This is a genomic window from Streptomyces sp. NPDC019443 (assembly GCF_044389785.1).
Taxonomy (GTDB): Bacteria; Actinomycetota; Actinomycetes; order Streptomycetales; family Streptomycetaceae; genus Streptomyces.
Genome location: NZ_JBIRYJ010000001.1, coordinates 1,036,777 through 1,053,631 on the forward strand (window position 1 = coordinate 1,036,777; position 16,855 = coordinate 1,053,631).

General features: G+C 71.2%; 16 protein-coding genes. 14 read left to right on the forward strand and 2 right to left on the reverse strand.

Annotated features, from left to right (window positions below):
• The first annotated feature begins 21 nt into the window (after positions 1–21).
• The 6 genes from ACH492_RS04710 to ACH492_RS04735 all read left to right on the forward strand — a co-directional run bounded on the left by ACH492_RS04710 (position 22) and on the right by ACH492_RS04735 (position 6,779).
• Positions 22–2,094 (forward strand): SpoIIE family protein phosphatase, encoded by a 2,073-nt coding sequence (locus ACH492_RS04710; protein ID WP_398982697.1) that lies wholly within the window; start codon positions 22–24, stop codon positions 2,092–2,094.
• Between the two features lie 127 nt (positions 2,095–2,221).
• Positions 2,222–3,589, forward strand: coding sequence for a wax ester/triacylglycerol synthase family O-acyltransferase (locus tag ACH492_RS04715; RefSeq protein ID WP_398982699.1), 1,368 nt, complete (start codon positions 2,222–2,224; stop codon positions 3,587–3,589).
• 120 nt (positions 3,590–3,709) lie between these two features.
• Positions 3,710–4,705, forward strand: coding sequence for an aldo/keto reductase (locus ACH492_RS04720; RefSeq protein WP_398982701.1), 996 nt, complete (start codon positions 3,710–3,712; stop codon positions 4,703–4,705).
• On the forward strand, positions 4,702–5,013 hold the full coding sequence (locus ACH492_RS04725; RefSeq protein ID WP_398982703.1) for an L-rhamnose mutarotase: 312 nt from the start codon (positions 4,702–4,704) through the stop codon (positions 5,011–5,013). Before ACH492_RS04720 ends, ACH492_RS04725 begins: the two co-directional genes overlap by 4 nt.
• 4 nt (positions 5,014–5,017) lie before the next feature.
• Positions 5,018–5,881, forward strand: coding sequence for an amidohydrolase family protein (locus ACH492_RS04730; protein WP_398982705.1), 864 nt, complete (start codon positions 5,018–5,020; stop codon positions 5,879–5,881).
• Positions 5,882–5,918: 37 nt separating this feature from the next.
• Positions 5,919–6,779: an Fpg/Nei family DNA glycosylase gene (locus ACH492_RS04735; RefSeq protein ID WP_398982707.1), complete on the forward strand. Its 861-nt coding sequence runs from the start codon at positions 5,919–5,921 to the stop codon at positions 6,777–6,779.
• A gap of 61 nt (positions 6,780–6,840) precedes the next feature.
• Here the strand turns inward: ACH492_RS04735 and ACH492_RS04740 are convergent, their stop codons facing one another.
• Positions 6,841–7,515: a hypothetical protein gene (locus ACH492_RS04740; RefSeq protein WP_398982709.1), complete on the reverse strand. Its 675-nt coding sequence runs from the start codon at positions 7,513–7,515 to the stop codon at positions 6,841–6,843.
• A 237-nt stretch (positions 7,516–7,752) separates the two neighbouring features.
• Here ACH492_RS04740 and ACH492_RS04745 point away from each other — a divergent pair, with 237 nt between their 5' ends.
• The 7 genes from ACH492_RS04745 (at position 7,753) to ACH492_RS04775 (ending at position 13,076) form a co-directional block, all read left to right on the forward strand.
• Positions 7,753–8,001 (forward strand): zf-HC2 domain-containing protein, encoded by a 249-nt coding sequence (locus ACH492_RS04745; protein WP_398982711.1) that lies wholly within the window; start codon positions 7,753–7,755, stop codon positions 7,999–8,001.
• Positions 8,002–8,034: 33 nt separating this feature from the next.
• Positions 8,035–8,862 carry a LytR/AlgR family response regulator transcription factor gene (locus ACH492_RS04750; protein WP_398982713.1) on the forward strand — a complete coding sequence of 276 codons (828 nt, stop codon included), beginning with the start codon at positions 8,035–8,037 and terminating at the stop codon, positions 8,860–8,862.
• A 177-nt stretch (positions 8,863–9,039) separates the two neighbouring features.
• Positions 9,040–9,312: a hypothetical protein gene (locus ACH492_RS04755; protein ID WP_398982715.1), complete on the forward strand. Its 273-nt coding sequence runs from the start codon at positions 9,040–9,042 to the stop codon at positions 9,310–9,312.
• A gap of 116 nt (positions 9,313–9,428) precedes the next feature.
• Entirely contained in the window at positions 9,429–9,809 is a 381-nt protein-coding gene (locus ACH492_RS04760) for a hypothetical protein (RefSeq protein WP_398982717.1), read from the forward strand.
• 4 nt (positions 9,810–9,813) lie between these two features.
• Positions 9,814–11,547: a cation acetate symporter gene (locus ACH492_RS04765; protein ID WP_398982719.1), complete on the forward strand. Its 1,734-nt coding sequence runs from the start codon at positions 9,814–9,816 to the stop codon at positions 11,545–11,547.
• Positions 11,544–12,764, forward strand: coding sequence for a sensor histidine kinase (locus tag ACH492_RS04770; RefSeq protein ID WP_398982721.1), 1,221 nt, complete (start codon positions 11,544–11,546; stop codon positions 12,762–12,764). Before ACH492_RS04765 ends, ACH492_RS04770 begins: the two co-directional genes overlap by 4 nt.
• An 84-nt stretch (positions 12,765–12,848) precedes the next feature.
• Positions 12,849–13,076, forward strand: a complete 228-nt coding sequence (locus ACH492_RS04775; protein WP_398982723.1) for a hypothetical protein — start codon at positions 12,849–12,851, stop codon at positions 13,074–13,076.
• A gap of 95 nt (positions 13,077–13,171) precedes the next feature.
• Here ACH492_RS04775 and ACH492_RS04780 read toward each other — a convergent pair whose 3' ends face one another.
• A complete protein-coding gene (locus ACH492_RS04780) occupies positions 13,172–13,699 on the reverse strand; it encodes a hypothetical protein (RefSeq protein WP_398982725.1) in 528 nt (175 codons plus the stop codon).
• A gap of 341 nt (positions 13,700–14,040) precedes the next feature.
• On the opposite strand from ACH492_RS04780, the gene ACH492_RS04785 reads away from it, so the two are divergent.
• A complete protein-coding gene (locus tag ACH492_RS04785) occupies positions 14,041–16,854 on the forward strand; it encodes an ATP-binding protein (protein ID WP_398983321.1) in 2,814 nt (937 codons plus the stop codon).
• Position 16,855: the final 1 nt, after the last annotated feature.

Genomic DNA, 16,855 nt, shown 5'->3' on the forward strand with positions numbered 1-16,855 from the left:
AAATGATGGCAGAGTGGCTCTATGGTTGATCGGGCAGCGGGTGCCCTGTCGCTTCCCGACGACTGGCCGGCCGACCCGGATCTGAGCCTGACCCTCAACGGCATGGGCAGCTTCGACTGGGACCTGGTCAGCGGGCTGATGCACCTGGACCAGCCCGGTCACGAGGTGTTCGATCTGCGCCCCGGCGAGTACGACGGCCGCCCGGAGAGCCTGGCCTCCCGGGTGCCGTCGGACGAGGCCGCCCGGCTGGACACCCTGGTGGCGCAGGCGCTCAAGAATGGCAGTGACCGCTACGGGGCGTACTTCCGCATCCGCCGCCGCGACGGCAGCCTGAGCTGGGCCCACACGCAGGCCTGCGTCCGCCGCGACGAGACGGGCCGCCCGCTGCGCATCATCGGCATCGTCCGCGACGCCACCGAAGAGCTTGCCGAGTCCAGGCAGCGCCTCGAAGTCGAAGTCGAGCGCCGCCGGCAGACCAGCGTCGTGGAGAGCACCACCGCGGCCCTCGCCCACGCCAGGACCGTCCAGGACGTCATCGACGTACTGAGGGACTCGCACGGCCTGGAACACTTCGGCGCGACCAGCCTGGTCATGGGGCTGCTGGAATCGGGCCGGATCCATCTGGTCGCCGAGGGGCCGGAAGGCTCGTTCGTGCCGGGCACCCGCTACACGCGCGTCGACGAGGGGTACCCGATGAGCGAGGTGGTGCGTACCCTCACGCCCCGCTTCATCGAGTCCGAACGGGACTTCGCCGAGTCATATCCGCTGCTCTGGCCGCACATCAAAGATCTCAAGATCACCTCGGCCGCCTATCTGCCGCTGATCGCCCAGGCCCGCCCCATAGGGGCGCTCGGTCTGCTGTACGGCGACAAGACCGGCTTCAGCTCCGAGGAGCGCAATCTGCTCGTCGCCCTCGGCAGCAGCATCGCCCAGAGCCTCCAGCGCGCCATGCTCTACGAACAGGAGCACGATCTCGCCGAAGGCCTCCAGCAGGCGATGCTGCCGCGCCGGATCCCCGCTGTGCCCGGGGCGCAGATCGCGGTGCGCTACCGCTCTGCCCGTATGGGCCGGGACATCGGAGGCGACTGGTACGACATCATCGCGCTGCCCGGCGGGCGGGTGGGTGCGGTCATCGGCGACGTGCAGGGGCATGACGTGGACGCGGCCGCGGTGATGGGGCAGCTGCGCATCGTGCTGCGGGCGTACGCGGCCGAGGGGCACACTCCGGCCACCGTGATGGCGCGCGCCTCCGTCTTCCTCGATGAGCTCGACACCGACCGGTTCGCGACCTGCATGTATGCGGAGGCCGATCTGTCCACCGGTGTGGTGCAGCTGGTGCGGGCGGGGCATGTCGACCCGCTGATCCGGGACATCGACGGAAGCTGCCGACGGCTGCCGGTGGAGGGCGGGCTGCCGCTGGGGCTCTCGGCGGAGTTCGGGCAGCTCGAATACCCGGTCAGCACCGTCGAGTTGGACCCCGGCCAGACCTTGCTCCTCTACACCGACGGACTGGTCGAGCAACCCGGCGCCGATCTCGACGACGGGATGCAGCTGCTGACCGCGCAGGTGCGCGGCGGTCCGCGCGATCTGCAGCTGCTCGCCGACCATCTGTGCGAGGTGGCGGGCGAGCGGGGTGGTGACGACGACGTGGCGATCCTGCTGCTGCGCCGCAAGGGCGCGTACACCCCGCAGGCGGGCGGCCGGCTGCAGCAGCATGTCGGGCAGAACGACCCGGAGGCGCTTCGCTCTGCCCGGCACATGATCCGGGCGGCCGTACGGGCCTGGGGCGCGCGCCAGCGGTCGGACGAGATAGAGCTGGCCGCCGACGAGATGATCACCAACGCGCTGATGCACACGGACGGCGGCGCGATCGTTACCATCCGGGTGCTGTCCGGTTCGGAGCGGCGGCTGCGGGTGGAGGTCGAGGACCGTTCCAGTGCGCTGCCGCGTCGGCGTGATGCGGGCGAGTCGGGCGTGTCCGGCCGCGGGCTGATGCTGGTGGACCGACTGGCGGAGGCCTGGGGCGTGGAGTCCAGGGGCAGCGGCAAATGCGTTTGGTGCGAGTTCATAGTCCCCGACAGACCGCCCAACTGATGGAAACTTGTTGTTAACTGTGCGTGAAGTGATCGTACTTGACCGTAACCGACCGTAGGCGTTTGACTTCGTACTCTGTGGCCCTTCAGGACACCCTTTAGGACACCTTCTAGGACAAGAGGTCCCCTTGAGCAGCGAGCTTCTTGCCCCCCTCGACCTGGCGTTCTGGCACCTCGAGTCCGCCGGTCATCCGATGCACCTCGGTGCCCTCGCCTTCTTCGCGCCCGCTCCCGGGACGCGGAGCGGCGACAGCGTCCTCGAACTGCTCGCCACGCGCGCCGCCGCGATCCGCCGGCTGCGGATGCGGGTGAGGGATGTCCTGCTGCCCGTCGGCGGCGCCCGCTGGACCGTGGCCAAGGACTTCGACGTACGACGGCATGTGCACCATGTCCGCCTCCCGGCCGGCGACTTCGCCACCGAGGCCGCCGGGATTGCCGGCGAGCTGATGGAACGGCCTCTCGAACGAGGTCTGCCGCCGTGGGAGATGTACCTCCTGACGGGTGAGCCGGGCGGCCCGTTCGCGGTGCTGGTGAAGCTGCATCACGCGCTGGCGGACGGCATGCGCGCGGTCGCCATCGGGGCGGGCATCTTCGACCAGATCGCCGACGCCCGCACGGTCGGCGTACGGCGGGCGCGTACCGTGCCACCCCGGTCCTGGTTCGCGGGTCCCTCGCAGGTGGCCGGCTTCGCCCGCGGCCGGATCGAGGAGCTGGGCCGGGCCGTCGGAGTTGGGGCCTCGGTCGTACGTGCCAGCAGGCTCGACCCGCGCGGCATGGCCGCACTCACTGCCGGTTCGAGCGGCACACGGCGGCTCGGCACCGCGGTACTCGGCCTGGAAGACGTGCAGCGCGTACGCAGGGCGGTGGGCGGCACCGCCAACGATGTGCTGCTCGCCGTCGTCGCGGGCGGGCTGCGGCGCTGGCTGGACGAGCGCGGCGAGCGGCTGCCGGCCGCCGACCCGCGCGCCCTGGTGCCCGTCTCCCAGCGCAGGCCGGGCAGCCCGCCCGGCTCGGGCAACAAGTTCTCCGCGTATCTGCTGGAACTTCCGGTCTCCGACCCCGATCCGCGTTCACGGCTCGACGCCGTACGTACCGCCATGGACCGCAACAAGGCGGCTGGTCCTTCGCGCGGCGCCGGGGCGCTGGCCGTGCTCGCCGATCAACTGCCGCCGCTCGCACACCGGTTCGGCGCGCCGCTGGCGGGCGGCGCGGCCCGGATGCTCTTCGACGTCCTGGTGACCAGCGTGCCGCTGCCGCGCTCGGCCCTGTCGCTGGGCGGCTGCCCGCTGCGCGAGGTCTATCCGATGGCACCGCTCGCCCGCGGACAGTCTCTGGCCATTGCCATGTCCACCTATGACGGGCGGGTGCATGTCGGCCTGGTCGCCGATGGCAAGGCCTTGCCCGATCTCGACCGCCTGGCGCGGAGTCTGGGGGAGGAGCTCGTAGGACTCCTCGACCTGATTGGAGAGGCCTCGCTCGATATGCCGGCCCGATAGATCGGACAGCTCAGAGGTTCGGCGCAAGATCTCGCCCCTTCAAGGGTGTTGACGCCCCCAAGTGATCCGATGAATATTCGTCGTCATCGGTGAACGCCACAGTGAGGGGGCAGCAGCGGAATGCGACGGAGCACGCTCGGACGCAGCGCGGTCGAGATCACCGAACTGTCCTTCGGGGCCGCCGGAATCGGCAGTCTCTACACCCCCGTGGACGCCGCCGCCGCCGCGGCGGCAGTCGACGCCGCCTGGGACGCGGGCATCCGGACCTTCGACACCGCGCCGCACTACGGGCTCGGCCTGTCCGAACGCAGACTGGGCGAGGCCCTGCGCACCCGTCCCCGCGACGCGTACACCCTCTCCACCAAGGCCGGGCGGCTGCTCGAACCCTGCCCGCCCGACGGAGACGACCTCGCGAGCGGCTTCGCCGTACCCGCCGACCACCGCCGCGTATGGGACTTCAGCGCGGACGGCGTACTCCGCAGCATCGAGGAGAGCCTTCTGCGGCTCGGCCTCGACCGGATCGACATCGTCTATCTGCACGACCCGGACGAGCATGAGGAAGCCGCCTTCCGCCACGGCTACCCGGCGCTGGAGCGGCTGCGCGCCGAAGGCGTCGTCGGCGCGATCGGCGCCGGCATGAACCAGGCAGCGATGCTCACCCACTTCGTCCGCGACACCGACGTCGACGCCGTCCTGTGCGCCGGCCGATACACCCTCCTGGACCAGAGCGCGCTCGCCGAGCTGCTGCCCGAAGCCGCCGCCCGCGGCAAGAGCGTTGTCGTCGGAGGAATCTTCAACTCCGGGTTGCTCGCCGATCCGCGACCGGGGGCCACGTACGACTACACCGCAGCGCCCGACGACATCCTGCAGCGGGCTCTGCGGCTCAAGGCCGTCTCCGAACGCCACGGCGTACCGCTGCGCGCCGCCGCCCTCCACTATCCGCTCGCTCATCCGGCCGTCGCGGGCGCCCTGGTCGGCGCCCGCTCGGCCGATGAAGTGCGGGACGCGGCCGACATGCTGGCCCTGGCCGTCCCGTCCGCGCTCTGGGACGAACTGCGCGCCGAAGGACTGCTCCCGATGGACAGGGATGCCCGAAAGGACGGGGACGCCCGATGAGAGTCGCCCTGCACACCACGGTCCGCGCCGACCGCATCGACGAGTACGAAGCGGTGCACCGCGAAGTCCCCAAGGAGCTCACCGCCGCGATCCGCGCCGCCGGCGTCACCTCCTGGACCATCTGGCGCAGCGGTACCGACCTCTTCCACCTCCTCGACTGCGCCGACTACGCCCAGTTGCTCGCCGCACTGGAGAAACTCCCCGTCAACATCGCCTGGCAGGCTCGGATGGCCGAACTCCTCGATGTGGTGCACGACTACTCCGCGGACGGCGCCGAAGCCGGACTGCCCGTCGTCTGGGAGCTGTGAGCCGATGGCGATCATCGACGCCCACCACCATGTGTGGGACCTCTCCGTACGGGACCAGGGCTGGATCACCGGCCCCGACCTGGCCCCCATCCGGCGCACTTTCTCCCTCGACGATCTCGCCCTCGAGGCCCGCGCCGCGGGCGTACGCGCCACCGTCCTCGTCCAGACGGTCACCGTCGCCGAAGAGACCCCGGAATTCCTCGCCATCGCCGACGGCAGCGAACTCGTCGCGGGCGTCGTCGGCTGGACCGACCTCACCGCCCCCGGCATCGCCGACACCCTCGCGGCCCTGCGTGAACTCCCGGGCGGGGACCGCCTCGTCGGCATCCGCCACCAGGTCCAGGGCGAGCCCGACCCCACCTGGCTGCTCCGCCCCGATGTACTGCGCGGCCTGGCCGCCGTCGCCTCGGCGGGACTCGTCTACGACCTCGTGGTGCTCCCGCACCAGCTGCCTGCGGCGACCGAGGCGGCGGCCAGGCTGCCCGAGCTCACCTTCGTACTCGACCATCTCGGCAAGCCGCCCATCGCCTCCAAGGACCTGGAGCCCTGGGCGACCGCGGTGCGCGCACTCGCGGCCAAGCCCAACACCGTCTGCAAGCTCTCCGGAATGGTCACCGAGGCGGCCTGGTCCACCTGGACCACGCCAGATCTGGCCCCGTACGCCGATACGGTCCTCGACGCCTTCGGCCCCGGCAGGCTGATGTTCGGCTCCGACTGGCCGGTCTGCCGGCTCGCCGCGGGCTACGCCGAGGTGGTCGCGGCCGCCCGCGCGCTCACCCACCGGCTGGCCGACGACGAACGCCGCGCCGTCTTCGAGACCACCGCGAGCCGCGTCTACGGACTGCCCCCGCGCGGTGAATCCCGGTAAACCTGCGCCTGCCCCGCCCCTTTGGCACCCTGGATGCATGCCGGAGCTGCCCGAAGTCGAAGCGCTGAGAGAGTTCCTTGACACCCACCTGGTGGGGCAGGAGATCGTCCGCGTCCTGCCGCTGGCGATCAGCGTCCTGAAGACGTACGACCCGCCGCTGACCGCCGTAGAGGGCGCCGAGGTGACCGCCGTGGACCGGCACGGGAAGTGGCTCGACATCAGCGTCGGCCCACTGCATCTGGTCACCCATCTCGCCCGGGCGGGCTGGCTCCAGTGGAAGGACGAGTTCCCGGCGGCGCCTCCACGCCCCGGCAAAGGCCCGCTTGCTCTGCGTACCGTCCTCGCCTCGGGCGGCGGCTTCGACCTCACCGAAGCGGGCACCACCAAGCGGCTCGCCGTCCATCTCGTACACGACCCGGCCGAGGTCCCCGGCATCGCCCGACTCGGCCCCGATCCGCTCGCCGACGGCTTCGACCGGGACGCCTTCGCCGCGCTGCTCGCCGGGGAACGCCGACAGATCAAAGGCGCGCTGCGCGACCAGGGCCTGATCGCCGGCATCGGCAACGCGTACAGCGACGAGATCCTGCATGCCGCGAAGATGTCGCCCTTCAAGCCCGTGCAGAACCTGAGCGAGGACGAAATCACCGTCCTGTACGAGGCCCTGCGCTCCACGCTGCGTGATGCCGTCGAGCGCACGCGCGGCGTCGCCGCCGGCCGGCTCAAGGCCGAGAAGAAGAGCGGTCTGCGCGTCCACGGCCGCACCGGTCAGCCGTGCCCCGTCTGCGGCGACACCATCCGCGAGGTCTCCTTCAGCGACTCCTCGCTGCAGTACTGCCCCACCTGCCAGACCGGCGGCAAGCCGCTCGCAGACCGCAGACTCTCCCGCCTGCTGAAGTAGGGCAAGACCTGAGTAGCGCAGGACCTGAGGTAGCGCCGGACAGCGGCCCGACAGCCCTGAGCTACCCCTTGAGGGAGATCAGAGGCTGTCCGTCGAGGGTACGCACCTCCCAGCGGCCGATCTCGCCGCTCGGCAGGTCCGTACCCCCCTCGATGTCCAGCGGGTCCTCGTGACCCGGAGAACCCGGTATCCCGTAGCCACCTGCCGGCACCGCCCAGGTGAGGACCGGGTGTTCGATGCCGTCCTTGCCGATGGCGACAAGACGGCAGGCGCCAGGCCCCTTGAGACCCGACAGACGCAAAGCGACCGCCGTGCCCCAGGCCCGGTCCTGCGTCGCGGCGGCCGCAGCGACGCCCGTCGTGGGATCCTTCGCCACGATCTGCTGAAGGGCGGGCTTCCCGCTCCCGGCGTCCTCGAGCGCCACCGCCGCGGCGGGCAGGGCGACGATCAGAGCCGCGGCCGCCACGACCAGCTTCAGCCGACGCCTGCGGCCGCGCCGCCGCACCACGTCGACCTCGTCTGTCAGCCGGTCGAGCAGTCGCCTGCTGGGACGGACTTCGATCCGGTCGGGTCCAGCGAGCTCGGCCAGGGCCGTGGCGGCCGAGGCGAAGTCGGAGAGCTGTACCGTGCACATCACACAGTCCGCCAGATGCTCCTCGAACCGGAACGCGTCCGCGGGCTCCAGGACGCCCAGAGCATAGGCGGCCACGTCCCGGTGCCGCTGCTGCAAGCTCATGGCGTCCTCGATTCGTCTCTCGCCCCGTTGCGTACTGCGTCTGTCGCGGGTCCGTAGTGGGTCTGTAGTGGGTCTGTAGTGGGTCTGTCGACCTGAAGTACGGACCAGGTGCGCGCCGTGCTCAACTCCGTGCACGTCGAGCGCAACCGCCGGGCCGCCCGGACCGTGCCGCACTATGAACGGCCCGCTTACGGAACTGTCTTGAGACCGGGCGAGTGCTGCCCGCATGATGTGTGCGTGACAGGTGGAGAGACGGGGACCAGCATGATCGTGCCGCACCCCGACAGCGCCCATGTGGAACTGCTGCTCGGCGCGTATGTCCTCGGTGCGCTCGGCCCGGCCGAGGACACCCGGGTCTCTGGCCACCTGCAGGTCTGCGACCCGTGCCGGATCGCGTACCTCGACATGGCCGACGCCCCCGCGCTGCTGGCGATGTTCTCCGAGGACGATCTGCTCGACGGGCCCGACGGCGACCAGACGCCGTAGTCCGGCCGTCGAGGCGCGCCTACACTCCGTAGCATGCTGCGTGTACTGGCTGTCGACGACGAGAAACCGGCACTCGAAGAGCTGCTCTACCTCCTGCGCTCCGACTCCCGCATCAAGAGCGCCGAAGGAGCCACGGACGCGACCGAGGCACTGCGCCGCATCGGCCGCGCGCTGGACGCGGGCCCGGACGGGGACGACGGCATCGACGTCGTCTTCCTGGACATCCACATGGCCGGTCTCACCGGTCTCGACGTCGCCAAACTGCTCGCCGGATTCGCCCGGCCGCCGCTGATCGTGTTCGTCACCGCCCACGAGGGCTTCGCCGTCCAGGCCTTCGACCTCAAGGCCGTCGACTACGTCCTCAAGCCGGTGCGCAGGGAGCGGCTGGCCGAAGCCGTACGCCGGGTCCGCGACCTGGTCGTCTCGGCGCGCGAGCCACGGCAGCCCGACCCGGCGGGCCCCGCAGTGCACACCCCCGTACCCAGCACCCCACCGGCCGTCGCACAGCATGCCCAAGGGGGGACCGCCGCCGAGCAGATACCGGTCGAACTTGGCGGTGTCACACGGTTCGTACCGATCGACGACATCGCCTACGTGGAGGCCCAGGGGGACTACGCCAGGCTGCACACCGAGGACGGTAGCCACCTGGTGCGCATCCCGCTGTCCACCCTTGAGGAGCGCTGGGCCTCGCGCGGGTTCGTACGCATACACCGCAGCCATCTCGTCGCCCTCGCCCGTATCGACGAACTGCGACTGGACGCCGGGACGACCACCGTCCGGGTCGGCACCGCCGAGCTCGCCGTCAGCCGCCGTCATGCGCGCCAGCTGCGCGACCTGCTGATGCGACACGCCCGGGGCTGAGCGGGCGGACCCTGCCCGGACCCGGCCGACCGCTGGACGGGCGGACGGAGCCGCTCGTCGCCCCACCACAGCCGTACGGCGACGGGCGTCATCCGCTGACCGAGCCGCCCCAGGATTCGGCGGTAACCGCCCCCGCCCGCCGCCTAGCCTTGATCGGGTACGGGGAGAAGGGACCTGATGTCCGACATCGAAGCACTGCTGGAGGAACTCCGGAGCCTGCCGGCGACCCGGGCGTCCAGCGCTCGTGACCTCGAGGCACTGCTCACCACGGTGAAGAGCGCGGCCGGGCGCTGGGCGGATGTGCTGTACGAGATCCAGGAATCGGCACAGGGGCTGGCCGGTCCGCGCACCGAAGCCGCCCTCGAAGTCGCGTTCCGCAGGGCCGAGGAGTCCTACGTCGAGCTGGAGATCGCGCTGAGTGATTGCGCCCAGCGCACGGACGGCCACTGAGAGGCGTCGCCGTACCCTCCGTCTCGAGGAACGGCTGGTGTCTACCGTAGGTAATCGCCCCTGCGTAGACTCCACAGCTCCGGAGAGTTCGCCGACAGACGCTGGAGCGGACGACGATGTCTGCAGAGCAACAACCCCGCCGTGAGGTGGTCACCGGCGTGCCGCGCAGCGCCAGGCGCGCACCCGGGCACGCCCCCGCCCGGTCAGAGATCAGCGAGCAGACGACACTCGGCGCAACGTATGTGCGCTCGCTCATGCGCAGCCAGCTGCGGGCCGCGCTCTACGCGCTCGGCACCCTCGCCCTGCTCGTCGGCTCGCTGCCGCTGCTCTTCGCGCTCCCGGCCGTCTTCGACGGAACCCTCTCCTCGCCCGAGCCCTTCGTCTGGGCGGCACTCGGCGTGGCGGTCTACCCCGTGATGTGGCTGACCGCCCGCTGGTACGTACGCCGGGCCGAGCGCAACGAAGAGGACTTCACCAGGCTCGTCGAAGGACGCTGACCTCGTGAACCAGACCTACGCGGTGACGGCGGTCACCGTCGTGGTGCTCGCCACCGTGCTCATCGGCGCGCTCGGCCTGCGCATATCGCGCACCACCTCCGACTTCTACGTCGCCTCCCGCACCGTGAAGCCCGGCCTCAATGCCGCCGCCATCAGCGGCGAGTACCTCTCCGCCGCCTCGTTCCTCGGCATAGCCGGGCTGGTCCTCCTGCAGGGCCCGGACATGCTCTGGTACCCGGTCGGTTACACCGCCGGCTATCTCGTCCTGCTGGTGCTGGTCGCCGCCCCGCTGCGTCGCTCGGGGGCGTACACCCTCTCCGACTTCGCCGAGGCCCGGCTGGAGTCCGCCGCCGTGCGCAGGCTCGCCAGCCTTTTCGTCGTCGGCATCGGCTGGCTCTATCTGCTGCCCCAGCTACAGGGCGCGGGCCTCACCCTGGAGATCCTCACCGGCGCACCCGACTGGGTGGGCGGCCTCGTCGTCGCCCTTGTCGTCACCGGGGCCGTCGCGGCGGGCGGCATGCGCAGCATCACCTTCGTGCAGGCATTCCAGTACTGGCTCAAGCTCACCGCTCTGCTGGTGCCCGCGCTGTTCCTCGTCGCGGCCTGGGCCGGCGACGACACACCCCGGGCACGCTTCGACGCGCCCGCGGTCTTCCGCGAGCACACCGCCGTACGCATCGACGACACCGTCCGCGTCGATCTCGACGAGCCGCTGACCCTCACCGTCACCGGCGACGTCGACGACACACGGTACGAGGACCGGAAGATCACTCTCGACAAGGGCACCCACCGCGTCGAGGCCGGGACGAAACTTGGCTTCCCGCAGGGCGCCGCAGTGCCCGAACGGGCCTCGTCGGGCACCGATCCGGCCAGCTGGTCCCAGCCGCTCTCCGGCGGCCGGGACGGTTACCACCTGTACGCGACGTACGGACTGATCCTCGCCACCTTCCTCGGCACGATGGGACTTCCGCATGTCGCCGTCCGCTTCTACACCAGCCCCAATGGACGTGCCGCGCGACGCACCACCCTCGTCGTCCTGGGGTTGATCGGCGCGTTCTATCTGCTGCCGCCCGTCTACGGCGCGCTCGGGCGGATCTACGCGCCCGAACTCTCCCTGACCGGGGACGCGGACGCGGCCGTGCTCGTGCTTCCGGAGCGGATGGTCGGCGGGATAGCGGGGGACCTGCTCGGGGCGCTGCTGGCGGGCGGCGCGTTCGCCGCGTTTTTGTCCACCGCGTCCGGACTGGCCATGTCCGTCGCCGGCGTCATCACGCAGGACGTGCTGCCCTCGCGCGGCGTACGGCACTTCCGACTCGCGACCCTCCTCGCCATGGCTGTGCCGCTTGCCGTAAGCATCGTGGCCACCAATGTGCCGGTCGCCGACGCGGTGGGGCTGGCCTTCGCCGTCTCGGCGTCCTCCTTCTGCCCGCTGCTGGTGCTCGGCATCTGGTGGCGAAGACTCACCCCGCCGGGTGCCGCCGCCGGGCTCGTCGTCGGCGGCGGGGCGGCGCTCACCGCGGTGATGGCCACACGCGCGGGCCTTGCGCCCGAGGGCTGGGCACACACCCTGATGGCCTGGCCCGCAGTGTGGTCGGTGCCCGTCGGCTTTCTGACCATGGTGCTGGTCTCGCTGGCCACGCCCAGCCACATACCTCCCGGCGCCACCGCCATCCTCGCGCGGCTCCACCTGCCGGAAGATCTCGTCGGCAGGCCGCAGCCCGAAGGAGCGGAACGATGACCGGGATGGGAATGGCCGCACTGGCAGCGGCCGGAGCGGTACTGCTCACGGCCGGAATCGCGCTCGGCAGGCTGATGGCGCGGCGCGTCGTCAAGTCCGACCTCGACCTGGGCACGCCCGTCGAGCGGGCCACCTTCCTCACCCTGCACACCGCATCGCTCGCCGCGCCCCCACTGCGCGCCGGCCTGACCGAGGACACCGCGCGCAAGGCCGCCCGGCGGCTGCGCTCGCTGCTGGGCACCGAGGCGCTCTGTCTCACCGACCGCGATTCAGTCCTCGCCTGGGACGGTCCGGGCGCCGACCACCACGAGCAGCGCGTGATGGTGCGCGTCGCCGAAATGCTGGACTCGGGGCGCAGCCAGAGCGTGCACACCGAGTGCGAGGAACTGGAGTGCCCACTGCGCTGGGCCGTGATCGCCCCGCTGACCGGCGAGGAGGGTGTGCTCGGCGCGCTCGTCGCCTACGGCTCGCGGGAGTCGGCCGTCCTGGTGCGGGCCGCGACCGAGGTGGCCCGCTGGGTCTCCGTACAGCTGGAACTGGCCGAGCTCGACCGGTCCCGCACCCGGCTCATCGAGGCGGAGATCCGTGCGCTGCGCGCCCAGATATCGCCGCACTTCATCTTCAACTCGCTCGCCGCGATCGCCTCCTTCGTCCGCACCGACCCCGAGCGGGCGCGTGAACTTCTCCTGGAATTCGCCGACTTCACCCGCTACTCCTTCCGCAGACACGGTGAGTTCACCAACCTCGCCGACGAGCTGCGCTCCATCGAGCAGTACCTGGCGCTGGCCGGGGCCCGCTTCGGAGACCGGCTCAAGGTGACACTCCAGGTCGCGCCGGAAGTGCTGCCGGTGACGCTGCCGTTCCTGTGTCTGCAGCCGCTCGTCGAGAACGCCGTCAAGCACGGCCTGGAGGACTCGAAGAGCGAATGCCGCGTCACGATCGCGGCGCGGGATGCCGGCGCCGAGGCGATGGTGACCATCGAGGACGACGGCGTGGGGATGGACCCGGACGTGCTGCGCGGGATCCTCGCGGGGGAGCGGACGCCGTCGTCGGGCATCGGCCTGTCCAACGTCGACGAACGGCTGCGCCAGGTGTACGGGGACGATCACGGGCTCGTCATCGAAACGGGCGCAGGCGCGGGTATGAAGATCACGATCCGGATCCCCAAGTACCGAGCGGGCGTGCACTCCTCGGCGGGCCGCCAGTCCACGGACTGAGATTTCTGCGCGGCGTTGAGTCGGCCACCTGCCCGGTTCGTATCAACCGGTGGCAATAGACACCTACGTGGGGGAGTAAGCGACATGTGCACTGTACAGCCGACGGTGAGATCCGCCCGTGACCAGTTGTGCAGCCTGCTCGGCGCGCTCGATCCGGGCGACCGCGCGGTGGTCCATCAGCTCCATGTGCTGCGCAGCAGCCCCTTCGAGGCGGCCACCGCGCTCGGGCTTCCGGTGACCGAGGTGCATCTGCGGGCCACCCGCGCCGTGCGGCAGCTCAGCCGCGGGGCGAGGCAGCTCGGCGCCGCCTAGGCATTCCCGGGGCATTCCCGGTGGTTTTTCCCCAGGTTCCTCGGAGCAGGTGGATGACCAGGTGGCTGAGCAGTAGAGGTGGATTGCCAGGTGGCTCAGCAGTAGAGGTGGATGGCCAGATGGCTCAGCGGAAGTCCCAGCTGCCAGGCCGGCGTCCATATCTGCGCGTACTCGTCCACGGCCGCGTCCATGGGGTTCGGCGCGTGCCACGGATCGCCGCCCTCGCCGAGGTCGGCGGCGAGCAGCTCGGTCTGCCGCAGCCAGCTCCAGGTGCCCAGCGCGAGGGCCAGATCCGGGTCGGCGCCGTCGCAAAGTTCGCTCTCCCGCTGCCGCCGTACGGCCAGCCGCTCCTCCACCCACTCCCGCCAGGGATGGCCGTACGAGGTCAGGGACAGCCACTCGTCGATGCGGGAGACCACCCGGACGCCCGCGAGCTCTTCCGCGCTGTCACGCAGATAGATGGTGAGCGCCAGCGTCTCACGGCCCGCCCGGAACTCGAGCGAGCCGCCCTCGACGAGAGCGCTCGTACGGAGCATCTCTTCGGCGATGTACTCGGCGCAGAGCCACGCCATGGGGACTGCCAGCCCGCCTCCGCTGGTGCCGTTCGAACTCTCGGGCCGCACGCTTCCCACCTTCCTCCCGGACGACTTCGTTGGGCGGCTTCGTGCGCCGACCCTGACGAAGAGCCTCCACCGAGAGACACGGCTGGGAGCCCGTATTTACTCAACTTGAGCGTGAGGTTTCGCATACGGTCGCCCTTTGGCCGTGATCCCAGGGGGACGAGGAAACGGGCGGGACATCCGGGGCGCGCGTGACTGGGACACCCGCTCCGGAAGGGCGACACTCCCACCGGTGGACCAGCGAGCCGCGGCGCACCGATAATGCGGGACAGCGCGCGTCGGCGATCGCTGGGCGGAGAGATTCCGCCTTCGTGGCGCGTCGGGGGGACGGGGTGGTGGCCGCCGTGTGGGTCGGTCGGGAAGAGCACGTCGGCATGGTGCGCACACTGCTCGACGAGGCTGTGGCAGGGCGCGGCGGCTCGGCGCTCGTGGAGGGCGAGCCGGGCGCCGGCAAGACCCGGCTCCTGGAGGAAGCGCTCTCAACGGCGGAAGGGCTCGGCTGTCGCATCCGGCTCGGCAGCGGCGACGAGCTGTGGCAGGGCTACCCGCTCCGGGCGGTGCTCGACTGTCTCTACGGTGACGGCGCCGCCGGGGACCGCGGCCGCGGCGAGATCGTCGGACTGCTGAACGGCGACGGCGCCGACACACCGACCTCCGAGACATCACTGATGGCGGCCATGGACCGGCTGCTCGCCCAGGTCGACGAGCTCTGCGCCGAGCGTCCGCTGGTCGTCGCACTCGACGATCTGCAGTGGGCCGACGGCGCCAGCCTGCTGATGTGGCAGCGCCTCACCAAGGCCGCACCGCGGCTGCCGTTGCTCCTGGTGGCCTCCTGCCGACCGGTGCCCAGGCGCCGCGAACTCGACCGGCTGCGCGCCGGGTTGGTCGAGCGCGGCACTCTGCCCGTCCGCCTCGGTCCCCTCATGCCCGAGGAGTCGGAGCGTTTCGTGGAGAGCCTGGCCGGTGCACCTCCGGGGCCCGGACTGCGCGGCCGCGTGGGGCTCGCGGGCGGAAACCCGCGCTACATCGAGGAGTTGGTGACCGGCCTGCTGGCCGAGGGAGCCATCGACATCGTGGGCGGGCGGGCCGAGCTCACCACGCCCGACGGGGGACGTGGCCATCTGTGCTCCCTGGCGGACAGGATCGGCTTCCTGACGCCGTCCTCGTACGAAACACTCCGTCAGGCCGCGCTCCTCGGAGTGGAGTTCGACGCCGGCCAGCTCGCTGTCGTACTCGGCCGGACCACCCGCCAGCTCCTGGACGCCTTGGGTGAATCCATTGCCGCCGGGCTGCTGAGCGACACCGGTGACCGGCTGCGCTTTCGCCACGAGGTGATCCGGGAGGCGCTGTACGCCGACATTCCCGGCTCGGTGCGGTCGGCGCTGCATCACGACACCGCGCGTGCCCTGGCCGACGCCGGAGCGTCCCCGCCCGTCGTCGCCGGGCAGCTGCGGGGAGTGTCGGGCCCGATGACGGGGTGGGCGGTGCGCTGGCTCGTGGAGCACGCCGGGACCCTCAACGCCCAGTCTCCGGTTCTCGCGGCAGAGTTGATCGAGCGGGCCATCGAGCAGGGCTGGCCCACCGACGCCGACCGCCCCGTCCTCGAAGAGCGCCTCGCCGAGGCGGCGACGCTGCTGCGCCGCCCCCAGTCGGCGGGTCTCGTACGCACCATGCGCGACCGTGCGCAGGACCCGGCGCGCCGGGCGGTCCTCGGCTTCATGCTGACCTCGGCGCTGATGGTGCAGGGAGACATGGCCCAGGCGCTGAAGGCCACCGAGGAGGCTCTGGCGGAGCCCGGTCTCTCCGCCGACTGGCACCTCAGACTCGTGGCCTGCCGGGTGCTCTGCCACGCGGACCTGGACCGGCTCGACGCGGCGCGCGCCGAGGGTGAGGAGGCGGTCGCGGCGGCGGAGCGGCTCGGGGACCCGCTCGCCGAGGCCGAGGCGCGCCATGCGATGGCGTATGTGTACTACCGGCTCGGCCGGGAGCGGGAGGCCCTCCGCCACGGCGCGCAAGGCATCGCCCGAGCGCGGCAGATCCCGGCCGCCGCGGACATCCGCCTGTTGATGCTCGCCAATGTCGCGGAGGGACACGACAGGCTCGACGAGCCGGAAGACACGGAGCAGGCTCTCGACGAGGCGCGGACACTGGCCCGGCGCGTGGGGTCCACGGGCCGGCTGGTCGGCATGGAGGCGCGCTCCGCCGAATTCCACTTCCGGCGTGGACGCTGGGACTGCGCGGCCGGACATCTGGAGCGGGCCGCCGAACTCAAGGTCTTGGACGGGTGGGTTCCAGTGCTGGTCCACGGCATGCACGCGCTGATCCTCGGCCACCGCGATCAGCGCGCCGCGGCCCTGCGCCATCTGGAGCGGGTCGAGCCGGACGCCCTGGCCGCCGGCACGGCGGTGCTCCGCGACGCAGGCCACCTGTTGCTGGCCCGGGCGCTGCTGGCGGAGCGCGACGGCCGCCCGCGGGACGCGTTGCGGGTGCTGCTGCCTGTGCTGTCCGACGAGTACACGGCCGGCATGGTCCATGAACGCCACTGGCTGCTGCCCGACGTGGTCCGGCTCGCCCTGGAGTCGGGGGACGCCGGGAGCGCCGAGGCCGCGGTTGCGGCCTGCGAGGCGGAGGCGGCGAAGGCCCCCGAATACCCCGGCCCGAGGACCGCGGCGATCCGCTGCAGGGGCCTGTTCGCCCAGGATCCCGCGCCTCTCGCGCAGGCGCTCTCGTACTACGAGGGCGGCTCGTGGCCGCTGCTGCTGGGCCAGACGCTGGAGGATCTCGCGGTGGCGCAGGCCTGGCACGGCGACCTGGCGGCATCGCGGGTCAGTCTGGACCGGGCCGTGGAGGCGTACGGCGGTCTCGGCGCCCAGTGGGACATAGCCAGGGCCGAGGCGCGGCTGCGCACGCTGGGGGTGCGCCGGGGCAGCCGTGCGACACGCCGCAGGGCCACCAGCGGCTGGGAGTCGCTCACCCCCGCCGAGCTGAAGGTCGCGCTGCTGGTCGCGCAGGGGCGGTCCAACCCGGAGATCGCCACCGAGCTGTTCCTGTCCCGGCGGACCGTCCAGACCCATGTGTCGCACATCCTGGGCAAGCTGCAGATGCGCTCGCGCACCGAGGTGGCGAGGGAGGCCGCACTGCAGGCCGCGGGGGAGTGAG